The organism is Clostridioides sp. ZZV15-6388 (assembly GCF_020657755.1).
In the GTDB taxonomy this organism is placed as follows: domain Bacteria; phylum Bacillota; class Clostridia; order Peptostreptococcales; family Peptostreptococcaceae; genus Clostridioides.
The window spans coordinates 1-12,390 of record NZ_JAGWCU010000057.1; the positions used below are offsets into that span (position 1 = coordinate 1).

A 12,390-nucleotide genomic window follows, 5' to 3' on the forward strand; every position below is an offset into this window, starting at 1 on the left:
GTATTATATCAAATCTGAGTTATAAATACTATTAAATAATAGTAAATAGTAGTGAAATACGGTTGTTTACTATTATGTATTATTATATATATAACTGACATTTAACTGACATTTAAGAAAAATATGATGATTACTGACATTTAACTGACATAAAACTGAACATTATTTAAAGAGAACATTACTTATATTTTCAGAGGCTTCTTTATCCATTTCGTCTAAAATATGAGAATATCTATTCATAGTTATTTTTATATCTGTATGTCCTAATCTTTCAGAGATTATTTTTATATTAGTTCCAGCTAGAAGAAGTAAGCTTGCATTTGTATGTCTTAATTCATGTATCTTTATGTGTCGAAGGTTATTATTTTTTAATAGTCTTTTGAAAGGTATACAAAAATTTGGTTGAGTCCAAGGTTTAAATTTTGAGTTTAGACATACTAGGTCTAATTCATTTTTTAATATTCCTTGTAATTTTAATTTGTTTTGTTTTAGCTTTTCTTCTTTTAATAAACTTATTAATTCATCAGGTGCTGATAATGTTCTTTTTGATTTCGATGTTTTAGGTTCTTTAAAACTTACAACACTATCAACATATACTAAAATTTGATTTACATGTATAGTTTTCTTATCAAGTTCTATATCAGACCATCTAAGAGCTACAGTTTCTCCAAAACGTAATCCAAGCGTTAACATTAGATAAATAGGGATAGATAAAATAGTATCTTTAGATTTTTCTAATAAGGATTTAGCTTCTTCTTTAGTGTAAAAATTGTGTGTCGTAGTATCCCTTTTATTTGGTGTTATTATAAATTCGCATATATTTTCTTGTATTTCTTTCAGTCTATATGCTTCTTTTAATACAGCTTTTAAAAAACCTACTATATTTTTTGCAGAGTTTAATGCAGTTTTATTATATATAGTGTTTATATAAGTCTGTAATATAGAAGGTGTAATATCTGTTAATTTCATTTCATCAAAAAATGGCTGAATTTGATTTTTTATTATATCTCTTCGGTTTTTTAACGTATTAGGAGAGAAATTTATTTTTTTATCTTCTAAATATTTGACGCATCTATCAACTACAGTAATATTGCTTGGAGCAACAAATTTATTATTGTTTATAGTAGATTTTATTTCAATTAAATGTTTCTCAGCATCCTTTTTCTTTTCGTAACTTCCATAACTTTTCTGTTTCTTTTTACCAGTTTCTTCTTCCATATACTCCACATATACATGAAATTTTTCTCCCCTTTTTCTTATAAAAGCTGATTTGATGTTCATATGTACACTCCCTTTATAAGTTTTTATATAAAAGAACAGTTGGACTGCTCTAATTATGTCATTATCTTATTTCATACAATACCATACAGGCACAGTCTTAGAGCTTCTTTTTCATATTATTAATTCTTTACAGTTACATTATAACACGTATTTGTATACTCTTAAATTAACAGAAAGATAAATATTGTGAAAGAAGGAAAAGAAAATTAAATGTAGAATTATTAAGATGTATGGTATTTCATATATAAAAGGGGGAGATATTGTGAAATTAAAGAAATTATTATCACTAGGGTTAGCCATGTCAATGTTTATTGCTGGTTTTCCTATATCAGCTAATGCACTTGATAAAATTGATAAGATTCAAGGAGCAGATAAATACGAAACTGCTGGTATCATAGCTGACAAACAAAGTTATACTACTGCAATACTTATAAATGCAGATAGTACAATGGCTGATGGATTAAGTGCGAGTGGGCTTGCAGGAGCAACAAATGCACCAATTCTTTTAACTAAGAAAAATAATATACCTAATGCAACTCTTAAAAGAGTAGAAAAAGCTAAAAAGGTATACATAATAGGTGGAGAAAGTTCTATTGATAAAGCAACAGAAACTTTTCTAAAAGATAAAGGAATAGAGACTAAAAGACTTCAAGGTAGCGATAGGATTAAGACAAGTTATAATGTAGCAAAAGAAATAAATTCTATTAATAAAGTAAATAAAGTGATATTGACTAATGCTTTTAAAGGAGAACCTGATGCAATGAGTGCTGCACCTGTAGCAGTTAGAGATAAAGCAGCTATAGTATTAACTGATGGAAAAAGTGTGCCATTTAATACAAATGGTGTGGAAAGTTATGTAATAGGTGGTACTTCATCAATGAATGACAAACTAGTTAATGATACTAATTCAACTAGATTGGGCGGAACTGATAGATATGATACTAATAAAAAGATAATAAATAAGTTCTATAGTGGTTTAAAAGAATTTTATATTGCAAGTGGAACTGATTTAGTGTATGCACTTGTTGGCTCTACAATGGCTAAAAATACTCCAATTGTGTTAGTTGATATTGGAAGTAATAAAGATATACTTAAAAATGCTGCAAAAGTAACAGGGATAGGAAATCTAAGTGATAAAATTATTCTAGAGTGTGAAAATACCATTAATAATATTAGTCTTCCATCTTCAAATAAAAATATAATATGTGGATTAAAGGTTGATTTTGATTCAAAGCACATAATTTGGCAAGACAAAGGAAGTTATCTTGAATGTTATGATGATAACCTTGAATATTATACTGAAAAATATAAAGACCCAACAGTTCCTATAAATATAGAAAATACAAGTACACAAAATTTAGATATAACAAAATTAAAAGTTTATGGAGAAGCTAATTCAACATTATATATGGGGCAATATGCTAAAATAAAAATGGATTTTAATAGTTTTAGTGTATTAAAACCAGGAGAAAAATGTACTATTTATTTAGATATAATTTCCCTAGACCCGTCAAGAAGTATGACATTAACATTTTCTTATGTAGGTGATAAAGAAAACTATAAATATGAACAAGGTTTGGCAAGTAGAATATTATTTTATAATCCAGATGGAGAAGATTTTTTTGAATATAAATAACTAGTGGGTATGTAAATTAATAAGGGTTTTATAAGTTTAATTTTTTTATTTTCGTTTTATATTAACTAAGTGGTATGTAAAGAGTCCTAGCATTAAATAGATAGGTATGGCTAAATCAGGTTTTATATTAACTATGTGGTATGTAAATGTAAATTTATTTGCTAGAAAGTCACAACTTAATTTCGGTTTTATATTAACTAAGTGGTGAATTTAAGAAGTTACAATGAGTAGAAGAAGATTTCTATTTATTGTAACTTTTTTATTGCAAATTTAAAATTATAATATATTATAAAAATCATTATAAAAAGATGATTTAATAAAAAAATATAATTAAAAACTCGATTAATAATATATAAAATTGGAAAAAATAACCAACTGTCTACAAAATCTGCGTTTTTTATTACAATTACGAGTTTTTTATTGCATATATTTAACAAAAGTATTATCATGTAAGTAAGATAATTATCAAAGACAATTCTGAATAGTCTAAAAATATTTCGGGGGTTGAAAGGGTGTAATTACATGATTTTTATTTAAAATTTGTTGGGACTTTTTAACTAAAAATAAGAACATAAGTTCTGATAGGGGGATAATAGTATGGAAGAAGAAATTTGCTATAAACTATTAATTTTTTATGAGGAGTTAGAAAATTTAAAAAGGAAAGATGAGATAAAGTATAGTGAATGTAAAGAAGAATTAGAACCATTACTAAACATAAAAAAAGAGGATTAGTTCCTCTTTTTTATTTATTAGAATTATTTTCTTCAGAAAAAAGTTTAACTATTTTTAAAGCTTTATCTTTAGAATCTTCATCAAGTTTATTAAAGTGTTCTAATAATTCTCTCATGTCGTCAGTAGGATTTAATTTTTCTATTAATTCTTCTTCTTTCAAATTAGAAATATTAATTTTTATGTTAGTTCTTCCTAATAAATAATCAGTTGATATATCTAACATGTCAGCTATATGCTTAACAATATCCAATGAAGGACTTCTTTTTCCTGTTTCATAGCCATTATAAGTTGTAGTTGGCATATTTAATTTACTAGCCATTTCTTTTTGCATTAAACCGAGTTCTTCTCTAGCATCTCTTAATCTTTTAGCAAAGACATTTTCTTCATAATACATTTTATATTCCCCCGTTATAATCAATCTTAATCGTTATTTTACTACAAAATACGCGTTTTGTGTATTAATTACGCAAAATGAATTTTTTTTATAATAAAGTATTGACAATACGCAAAATGCGTATTAATATATAAATATACCGATACTCAAAACGCGGAATTGAGAGGTGATAAGAAGTGAAAAATTATACTTTAAAAGAACTTAGAAAAGAAAAAAATTTAAGACAGAGAGATGTAGCAGACAACATTGGAATGAAGATAACAACATATGCAAGTAAAGAGAATGGTGCTAGAAGGTTTACAATAAAAGAAGCACTTGCAATAGCTGAGTATTTTGGGAAAGATTTAAAAGAAATTTTTTTGAATACTTGATACTCAATATGAGTATAAAAACATAAAAAACTTAAATTACAAGAAAGGAGCTTTAAATATGAATAATTTACAAACAATCAAAGAACAAGAATTATTAGGTAAAGAATTTAAAGTTTATGGAACTTTAGAAAATCCACTATTTTTAGCTAGAGATGTAGCTGAATGGATAGATTACAGTAAGACAAGCGAAGGATACTATAATACTTCTAAAATGCTAATGAGTATAGATGAAGATGAAAAAGTGACTATTACAAATAGTAATAGTGGTGGAAATAAATTATTTTTAACAGAAGATGGATTGTATGAGGTTTTGATGCAAAGTAGAAAACCAATTGCTAAACAATTTAAAAAAGAAGTTAAAAAGATACTAAAAGAAATTCGTAAGACTGGAGGATATATACATACAACAAATAATATGTCAGATGACGAAATCATGGCAAGAGCATTACAAGTAGCTCAAAGGAAAATAGAAAGTAAAAATAGAGAACTGGAAGAAAAAAATAGATTTATCAATCAAATAGCATCCTCAAAAAATAGTCTACTTGTGAGAGAGGTAGCAAAAGTAATCTCTAAAAGTAACGGGATAATAATCGGTGAAAAAGGCTATATGAAAAATTAAGAATATGGGGTTTGGTATTTAAAAATTCAACTGAACCAAAACAATTTGCAGTGGAAAAAGGTTATTTAGAAACTGTAGAAGGTACTAGAGAAACATCAACTGGTGTATTTACTTATAGAACAACAAGAGTTGCAGGAAAAGGTCAAGAGTACATTCTAAAAAGATTATTAAAGGAAGAAGAAGAACAATTATCAATGTTAAGTTAAATCATAACAGTACCTTGAAAATTAAATACAGAATATTTTGAAAAGGAAGTGATTACATGAGTAATAAAAAGAAATATACCTTGAGTATTACAGAAGAATTATATAATAAGTGCAAAGAAAAAGCTAATCAAAGAGGTATGTCAGTAAATGAGTACATACTATCAGTGATTAGCAAGAATTTAAAAAATATTTAATTTTTATTAACTTAAACATTAATTTTACCATTTATTTTTTCATAACTTTCAACATGTTTTTTGATTAATTGTTCTATTTCTTTATTGGCAGAACGACCTTCACTTTCAGCTATATACTTGATTTTTTCAAGTAGATTATTATCTATTCTAAGCGTGTATCTAGGTAATTTTGATGGCATAAATATAGCACCTTCCTTAAGTCTAAATGATGTCACTATTATACCACGTAAATTCTTTCAAAAAAAGTATTGACGCAAAGGTGACGCAATAGTAATATAATAAACAAGGAGGTGGTTCAAAAGTGACGGCAAAAAAGAGAGTAACTGTTAGAATGCCAGACGAATTAAATGAAGAGCTACATAGACAATCTCAAAGAAAAGGATTAAGTAAAAATGCTTTTATAATAAATATCTTATGGAAAGAATTTGAGGATTTGCAAGACTTAAAAGATGAACAGGAGGTTGATAAGTATGAATAACTTACAAATATTTGAAAAGATGGAGTTTGGACAAATAAGAATGGCAGAGATTGATAATAAGCCTTATTTTGTGGGAAAAGATGTTGCAAAGTCTTTAGGTTATAAAAATACTAATGATGCAATTTTAAGACATTGTAAAGGGGTAGTGAAACACGAGGGGTTTAAAATTAATGGTATTAAGATTGCTTTGATAACTGAGGGTGATGTTTACAGATTAATAGTAGGGTCAAATCTTCCAAATGCAGAAAAGTTTGAGAGTTGGGTATTTGATGAAGTGCTTCCAACTATTCGACAAACTGGTCAATATCAAGCACAACAGCATGTAATAACAGAACTTACAGGAACTATAGGAGATTTAAAAGGAACAATAAAAGAATATAAAAAGATGTGCAAGATAACTTGTTCTAAGAAACAACAATATTCTAGATACATAAAAAATAGATTGGATATAAATAAGGCAAATAAAGAATATAACCAAGTAAAAGCGAGATTATTTTTAATCCTTGGTGTTGAGAAATGGGAAGATATAGACTTTGATACTTCAAGTAATCTAATACAAATTATAGATGATTGTATAAGAGTTATAAAGTCAGAGAGACCATACAAGCAGTTGAGTTACTTTGAAAACTGAATACAGAATATTCAAAATATATAAAGGAGGTATAAAAATGAGTACAGCATTACAATTCATAGATACAAAAGACTTAGTGCAAGAGCTAATGCGAAGAGACGATACAACAGACATCATTAAGATGTTTTTAGATAGAGAAGGAATTAAAAGAATGGATTTAGTTACAGTAAAAGAATTTAGAGAGTACTTAAAAGTTTCAGATGCAACTGCGAGAAATATGATAAGGGAAGCAATGGCACAAAACCATTATACTGTAATTCCTTTGGGGAGTTCATATAGGATAGATTTAATTTCTTTTGAAGAATACGTAATGAAAAATGCACTGAAAGATAGAGCTGTATTGAAAAAGAGAAAGGGGGTGATTTAGTTGAGTGTAAAGGTGTTAATAGCTTATGTACAGTTTTGTAAGCAATATAATAAGAAAGCGAGTTTTGAAGGTCTTGAAAAATACAATAAGGGGATAGTGATATGAAAATACTTAAAGTAAAATTTCCTACAAAAATTCTTAAAGCAGGTAAAGCAATCAGAGTAACATGTGCAAGATTTGGTTTTGAAAGCGATTGTATAATAACTCAATCACAAGAATTTGAATTAACAGTAGTTTATTTTGATAAAGAATTAGATGATTTAGTACAATCGTCTATAACTATAGATGATGCAATAAGCTATGATTATTGTATTGAAATGCTAAATTAAGGGGGATTAATCATGAAAAGTTTAATTATAGTGAGAAATGCAGTAGAGCAACAACTAAATAGAGCTAATTTAGAAATAAATAAAAATGAGCAACTTTATACAAAACTCAGAAAAAAAGAAAAAAGAGATATATCAGATGAAATAGAGCTAAGTAATGCTTTAAGAGAAAAAAGTGTAAATGAAAGATTAAAAATATTTGCTGAGTCATTACTAAAAATCATAGATACACAAATTGAAATAAAAGAATATGAAGAAAGTGAGGATTACAAGATATTTCAATTAATTTCAGAAGAACTTGAAAGAGATATACCTATAGATGTTCAGATATAAGAAAAGAGCCATCATGACTGGCTCAATTCAAAAGTACATCAAATTTATGTAGCTATATTATAGCACAAGGGGGAAGAAATGAAAACAAGAAATGAAATAATTAAGGATTTAGAAGATAGATTATTCATGTTAAAGTTTACTAGATTTGAAGGAATTGAAGCAGAGCAAGCTTTAGGAAGTATTGCAGGACTAGAATATTGTATAAAAAGGCATAAAGAAAATTGGACAATAGAGCAGTTTAAAAAAGATTTAGAAAAACAAAAATCAGATGGATTATATGGAGACTATATAGATGGATGGGAAGGCGTTTTAAAAAGAAATATAAGGGAGATGGAGGGGTTAGAAAATGAATAACAAGGCTTTAGAATTAGCAACATGTACTTTAGAATCGGGTCAAATACTTGATTATACAACAGTAAAGAATTATTTAGTAAGTGGTAACGGAAATGTAACCGACCAAGAAGTTCTAATGTTTATAGAATTATGTAAGGCTCAAAAGTTAAATCCATTTATAAAAGAAGCATATCTAATAAAGTTTGGTAATTCACCAGCAAATATAGTAGTTGGTAAAGATGTATTTGTAAAAAGAGCAAATAAAAATCCCAACTTTGAAGGTATGAAAGCAGGAATAGTAACTGTAAATAAAAATGGAGAAGTATTTGAAAGGGAGGGCAGTTTAAAGCTACCACAAGAAGAACTAATCGGTGGATGGTGTGAAGTATCAGTTCGAGGTATGAGGTTTCCTACAAAGTCTGTAGTGTCTTTAGAAGAGTATTCAAAGAGCCAAGCTACTTGGAAACAAATGCCTTGTGTAATGATAAGAAAATGTGCAATTGTTACAGCTTTAAGAGAAGCATTTCCAGAGGATTTACAAGGATTATATGATAGTGCAGAAATAAAGACTGTACCCGATAAATTACCTCAAAAGCCTATTGAAATAGGTAAGGCAAGTCCATCACAAAAACAAGGAATACTTAAGTTAGCATCAATGAAAGGTTTGTATGATTATGAGAATAAAAAAGATACATCAAAGTTAGAAGAATTTTGTGAGAGTAATGGATTTGATTTAAAAGAACTAAAATTTGAAGAAGTAGATGAATTAATTGAATTACTAAGTGAATATGAACCAAAAGATGATTTTATAGATGCTGAGTTTGAAGAGGTGAAAGAGGATGAAGTTGAAATAAAAGAAGAAGTTGAAAATATAGATTACCAAATAAGTATGGAAGAATCTATAAATGTTGATTAAGTAGGTGAGACACCTTGAAAGAAGATAAGTCAGTTTTAGAGAAATTAAATATATTAAGTGGTGGATATGGTCTTATGCCAAGAATAATAGCAAGAGATAGGTGGTTGACAGTTGGTGCTAGAATGCTGTATTCATATCTAACTAGTTTTGCAGGGAATGATGGAACATGTTTTCCATCTAGAGATTTAATTTGTTATGAACTAGATATATCAAAAGACACATTTACAAAGTACAAAAAAGAGCTAGAAATGAGTGGTTATATAAGGATTCATAAGAATAAATCCAAACAAGGTAAGATGCAAAACAATATATATGAAATAGTATTTGATAGAACCTATATAGAAGAATGTATTTCTAAGAGAGGTTTAAAAGAAGAGAAAAAGAAGAAAAAGCCATGTCCTAAAAAGCAAGACACGGAACCATATCCTAAAAATGTAGACATGGAACCATGTCCTACTTTTCCGGACACGACTCAGCCGGACACGGAAAATATGGACACTAATAGTAACAGTATTAATAGTAACAGTATTAATAATATGTATATAGGAAAGCAACCTGTGGATAACTTTTTAAAAGAATTTAAGAAGCTCTATGAAGAAAATATAGGAGTAATATATCCAGTTACAGCTGAATGGTTATTAGAAGTATCTAATGAAGTAGATATAAGAGTATTTAAAAGAGCTATAGAGATATGTGCTGAAAAGATGAATATGAATCTAGCATACTTAAAAGGAATCCTTAAAAAATGGAAGGATGCAAATATAACTACATATGAGCAACTAGAATCATATAGATTGCAACATGAAAATAAGAAAACTAAAAAAGTAACTAATAACCAGTTGAGCAAGAATAAGTTTGCCAACTTTGAACAAACATTTACTAAGTATTCAGAGGATGAACTAGATAACATAATTAAGAAAAGTCAAGATGCTAAGTTCAAATAAAATTAAACTTCTAGGAAGTAATATATTGATATTTACTTCCTAGAAAGGGGGTACAAAATGGGTAAAATATATGCACAAAAAAATGGGTCTTTAAATGATGCAGATAGATTAGAAATAGCAAGATTACTTATAAAAGCAGGTTATACAGTAAGACTCGATAAAGAGAAGGAAAACAATAAGAGTATTAGCTGTGTAGAGTATTTTGTAAAAGAAGAAGTATAAAGAGTCTAGTTGAAATATAGGAGGTCCGAAAGTGAAATGTGAATGTGATAATGGAAGTTTTGAGATAAATGATACAAGAACTGAAGAAGTAACGTTCGAGAGTACAGAAATAGACAATCCGTTTGAGAGAGTAAAGTATGAAGGTAAAGCTACTTTTGAAATAGTATCTGGATGGGAGTATCTACAAAGAGAAATGTTGTGGCTTAAGATATTGCATTTATCAGCAGGTGTAGCAAAATCAATGAGATATAAAATTTTAGGTATTTTAAAATAAGGGAGAGATTTAACATGGCTAAAGTTTGGATGGATATAGATACTTTCTTTAATAAAGTTGAGAAAGCAAACAAAATAAAACATGGTGAAAAGTTAAGAAAAAAATTAACAAGTTGTAAAAGAATAAGAATAGCAAATATCAATACAGGAGAAGTTAGAGAGTTTGAAAGTGCTATAAAAGCAAGTGAATTTGTAAAGCATAGTAGCGACTTTCCTAGCTACTTAGCTAGAACTAAAAAAGTATCTAGGGATGGGTGGAAAGCTGAATATATTTAGGAGGAATAATGGAAGTTTCAAGGACTGAATATACAATCAAAAGAGCAAAAGAGTTGTATGACAATGGAGAGGATATATTTATTGCTATAGATAAGGCTAGAGAAGAATATGAGGAGATGATTAAAAGTGAATATCTTAGCTAGTGTGATATTAGTAATAGGAAGTTTTATAGCTGGCAGGGTTTATGAGTATAGATTGAATTTAAATGAAAATGATGAAATTGATTCAAAGTTACTTTTAGATGTTTTTAATGAAATCAGTGTGTTAAGAGAAGAAAATAAAAGTCTTAAAGAAAAGTTACAAGAGAAAGAGTTACTATTCATCAATAGATTAATAGATTTTTTACATGATAAAAAGGTATGCGAATGTTGTATTTATGACTGTAAGATTGATGATATTGAATATGATTGTGAAGATGGTATTAAAAAGTGGCTTGATAGCGAAGAACTTATATTTGAATAGAAGAAATATCTAATTAAAACAGTTTAGAGAGTTGCAAAATGTCTTTTAGTATAAATTATTGTTGAAGTGTTTTGTGACTCTCAAAAATGAAATAAAGGAGTATTTAAAATGAAAAAATATAAAATTAAGTTTGAGGAAAAAGTGACTTTAGAACATGAAGTTATAGTTGAAATTCCAAACGAAATAAATATAAATGATATTTGTAACTGTATAGAACAAAAGTGTCAAAGAATATATGATATAGCAGATTATATAAGAGAATTTAATGGGAGACAAATAGACTTTGTAGAAGATACTTGTGGAGAGACTGAAATGGTGGTTGAATCATTTAGAAAATGCAAGGAGTGATTTTATGAAGTATATTGCAAGTTTTAGTGGAGGAAAAGATTCGGCTGCAATGCTTCTTTTAATATTAGAAAAGAAATTACCTCTTGATGAAATTGTATTTATAGATACAGGAATAGAGTTTGATGAAATCTATAACATAATAGATGATTTTGAGAAAAGAATAAACTTTAAAATAACAAGAATTAAAGCAGAAAAAAACTTTGAAGAATACTTTTATACTGTTAATAAGCGAGGTAAGCGTAAAGGGCAAATATGGGGTTTTCCTTATCTTTTAGGGGCATGGTGCAATAGTAGATTAAAGCTTGCTCCTGCCAACAAATATTTTAATAAATTAGGTGAACATAAGAGGTATATTGGAATTGCCTTTGATGAACCTAATAGATATAAAAGACTAGAAAAAAACTGTATAGCCCCATTATTTGAAGCAAAAATGACCGAAAGTGATTGTTTGAAGTATTTAGAAGAAAAAGGTTTTTACTATGAGATTCATCACAGATTCAAACGAACAGGTTGTTATCTATGCCCTAAACAAAGTTTGGAGAGTCTTAGAACTTTAAGAAAATATTACCCCGATTTGTGGGGGGGTATGCTTAAGTTAGATAGAGATAGCCCAACAACTTTCAGAGCTGATGGAACTACAGTACATGACTTGGAAAAGCGATTTAGAAATGAAGATATAGAAAATGAAAGACAGATAAGTTTCTTTCAAACAGAGAAGGTGAGCATATGACTAATAAAGAAATGTGCGAGTCAAAGAATATTGCAGATACAGAAGTTATAAGCGATTTAGTAAAGAGATTTGTGGTAGTTGCAAAAACACTAAGATAGATTGTGAAAGTAAAGATTGTGATATAGCATATGAGAATTGGTTAGAGAAGGAAGTAGAAAGATATTTATAAAAATAAAGTCAAGGTAAGTTTGTGAATGAAACTAGAATGTTATAGACTTACTTTGACTTATAAAAAGGAGTGGTCAATATAGTTATTACAGAGTTCAAAGTGACTTGGCAGACAACAAGAGAATGGGAAAAAGGGAACATATACAGCTC

The 12,390-nt window shown here is 28.2% G+C and carries 24 protein-coding genes; 21 read left to right on the forward strand and 3 right to left on the reverse strand.

The genetic code is table 11. The features are described from left to right. Positions 1-162: 162 nt before the first annotated feature. Positions 163-1,281 carry a site-specific integrase gene (locus KGF48_RS19195; protein WP_227841854.1) on the reverse strand — a complete coding sequence of 373 codons (1,119 nt, stop codon included), beginning with the start codon at positions 1,279-1,281 and terminating at the stop codon, positions 163-165. A gap of 262 nt (positions 1,282-1,543) precedes the next feature. Here KGF48_RS19195 and KGF48_RS19200 point away from each other — a divergent pair, with 262 nt between their 5' ends. After that, complete coding sequence (locus tag KGF48_RS19200) at positions 1,544-2,917, forward strand: cell wall-binding repeat-containing protein (RefSeq protein WP_227868464.1); 1,374 nt, start codon at positions 1,544-1,546, stop codon at positions 2,915-2,917. A gap of 597 nt (positions 2,918-3,514) precedes the next feature. Continuing rightward, a complete protein-coding gene (locus tag KGF48_RS20455) occupies positions 3,515-3,649 on the forward strand; it encodes a hypothetical protein (RefSeq protein WP_255642561.1) in 135 nt (44 codons plus the stop codon). Positions 3,650-3,659: 10 nt separating this feature from the next. Here the strand turns inward: KGF48_RS20455 and KGF48_RS19205 are convergent, their stop codons facing one another. Continuing rightward, complete coding sequence (locus tag KGF48_RS19205) at positions 3,660-4,043, reverse strand: helix-turn-helix domain-containing protein (protein WP_227868465.1); 384 nt, start codon at positions 4,041-4,043, stop codon at positions 3,660-3,662. A gap of 176 nt (positions 4,044-4,219) precedes the next feature. Here KGF48_RS19205 and KGF48_RS19210 point away from each other — a divergent pair, with 176 nt between their 5' ends. From KGF48_RS19210 to KGF48_RS19225, 4 genes are read left to right on the forward strand one after another with little or no spacing between them, the layout of a single operon-like run. Next, positions 4,220-4,414 carry a helix-turn-helix transcriptional regulator gene (locus KGF48_RS19210; RefSeq protein WP_196337413.1) on the forward strand — a complete coding sequence of 65 codons (195 nt, stop codon included), beginning with the start codon at positions 4,220-4,222 and terminating at the stop codon, positions 4,412-4,414. A 58-nt stretch (positions 4,415-4,472) separates the two neighbouring features. Then, positions 4,473-5,033 (forward strand): BRO family protein, encoded by a 561-nt coding sequence (locus KGF48_RS19215; protein ID WP_227868466.1) that lies wholly within the window; start codon positions 4,473-4,475, stop codon positions 5,031-5,033. Between the two features lie 11 nt (positions 5,034-5,044). Further along, entirely contained in the window at positions 5,045-5,239 is a 195-nt protein-coding gene (locus tag KGF48_RS19220; protein WP_255642562.1) for a phage antirepressor KilAC domain-containing protein, read from the forward strand. Between the two features lie 56 nt (positions 5,240-5,295). Next, positions 5,296-5,433: a hypothetical protein gene (locus KGF48_RS19225; RefSeq protein WP_175324598.1), complete on the forward strand. Its 138-nt coding sequence runs from the start codon at positions 5,296-5,298 to the stop codon at positions 5,431-5,433. Positions 5,434-5,444: 11 nt separating this feature from the next. On the opposite strand, the gene KGF48_RS19230 is transcribed toward KGF48_RS19225, so the two are convergent. Next, positions 5,445-5,612: an Arc family DNA-binding protein gene (locus tag KGF48_RS19230; RefSeq protein WP_021396640.1), complete on the reverse strand. Its 168-nt coding sequence runs from the start codon at positions 5,610-5,612 to the stop codon at positions 5,445-5,447. 122 nt (positions 5,613-5,734) lie between these two features. Here KGF48_RS19230 and KGF48_RS19235 point away from each other — a divergent pair, with 122 nt between their 5' ends. The 15 genes from KGF48_RS19235 to KGF48_RS19300 all read left to right on the forward strand — a co-directional run bounded on the left by KGF48_RS19235 (position 5,735) and on the right by KGF48_RS19300 (position 12,072). Then, a complete protein-coding gene (locus KGF48_RS19235) occupies positions 5,735-5,911 on the forward strand; it encodes a toxin-antitoxin system HicB family antitoxin (RefSeq protein WP_021396644.1) in 177 nt (58 codons plus the stop codon). Further along, on the forward strand, positions 5,904-6,542 hold the full coding sequence (locus tag KGF48_RS19240; protein WP_227868467.1) for a BRO family protein: 639 nt from the start codon (positions 5,904-5,906) through the stop codon (positions 6,540-6,542). The genes KGF48_RS19235 and KGF48_RS19240 overlap by 8 nt, the downstream gene beginning before the upstream one ends. A gap of 37 nt (positions 6,543-6,579) precedes the next feature. Beyond that, on the forward strand, positions 6,580-6,909 hold the full coding sequence (locus tag KGF48_RS19245) for a helix-turn-helix domain-containing protein (protein WP_227868468.1): 330 nt from the start codon (positions 6,580-6,582) through the stop codon (positions 6,907-6,909). A gap of 101 nt (positions 6,910-7,010) precedes the next feature. Further along, a complete protein-coding gene (locus tag KGF48_RS19250) occupies positions 7,011-7,238 on the forward strand; it encodes a hypothetical protein (protein ID WP_021387459.1) in 228 nt (75 codons plus the stop codon). Positions 7,239-7,250: 12 nt separating this feature from the next. Further along, complete coding sequence (locus KGF48_RS19255; protein ID WP_227868469.1) at positions 7,251-7,568, forward strand: hypothetical protein; 318 nt, start codon at positions 7,251-7,253, stop codon at positions 7,566-7,568. A gap of 78 nt (positions 7,569-7,646) precedes the next feature. Continuing rightward, on the forward strand, positions 7,647-7,922 hold the full coding sequence (locus tag KGF48_RS19260) for a hypothetical protein (protein ID WP_227842519.1): 276 nt from the start codon (positions 7,647-7,649) through the stop codon (positions 7,920-7,922). Further along, positions 7,915-8,817, forward strand: coding sequence for a phage recombination protein Bet (gene bet, locus KGF48_RS19265; RefSeq protein WP_227842518.1), 903 nt, complete (start codon positions 7,915-7,917; stop codon positions 8,815-8,817). Before KGF48_RS19260 ends, bet begins: the two co-directional genes overlap by 8 nt. Positions 8,818-8,831: 14 nt before the next feature. Continuing rightward, positions 8,832-9,761: a DnaD domain protein gene (locus tag KGF48_RS19270; RefSeq protein ID WP_227842517.1), complete on the forward strand. Its 930-nt coding sequence runs from the start codon at positions 8,832-8,834 to the stop codon at positions 9,759-9,761. A 57-nt stretch (positions 9,762-9,818) separates the two neighbouring features. Then, positions 9,819-9,983: a resolvase gene (locus KGF48_RS19275; RefSeq protein WP_227842516.1), complete on the forward strand. Its 165-nt coding sequence runs from the start codon at positions 9,819-9,821 to the stop codon at positions 9,981-9,983. Positions 9,984-10,014: 31 nt separating this feature from the next. Beyond that, complete coding sequence (locus tag KGF48_RS19280) at positions 10,015-10,257, forward strand: hypothetical protein (protein ID WP_227842515.1); 243 nt, start codon at positions 10,015-10,017, stop codon at positions 10,255-10,257. Positions 10,258-10,271: 14 nt separating this feature from the next. Further along, the gene (locus tag KGF48_RS19285) at positions 10,272-10,532 is read left to right on the forward strand and encodes a hypothetical protein (protein ID WP_227842514.1); all 261 of its coding nucleotides are present in this window, start codon (positions 10,272-10,274) and stop codon (positions 10,530-10,532) included. 8 nt (positions 10,533-10,540) lie between these two features. After that, positions 10,541-10,675, forward strand: coding sequence for a hypothetical protein (locus tag KGF48_RS20460; protein ID WP_021362347.1), 135 nt, complete (start codon positions 10,541-10,543; stop codon positions 10,673-10,675). Further along, positions 10,659-10,994, forward strand: a complete 336-nt coding sequence (locus KGF48_RS19290; RefSeq protein ID WP_227868470.1) for a hypothetical protein — start codon at positions 10,659-10,661, stop codon at positions 10,992-10,994. Before KGF48_RS20460 ends, KGF48_RS19290 begins: the two co-directional genes overlap by 17 nt. A gap of 108 nt (positions 10,995-11,102) precedes the next feature. Then, entirely contained in the window at positions 11,103-11,342 is a 240-nt protein-coding gene (locus KGF48_RS19295) for a hypothetical protein (protein ID WP_227868471.1), read from the forward strand. A gap of 4 nt (positions 11,343-11,346) precedes the next feature. Further along, positions 11,347-12,072, forward strand: a complete 726-nt coding sequence (locus KGF48_RS19300) for a phosphoadenosine phosphosulfate reductase family protein (RefSeq protein WP_227868472.1) — start codon at positions 11,347-11,349, stop codon at positions 12,070-12,072. The last annotated feature ends 318 nt before the right edge of the window (positions 12,073-12,390 follow it).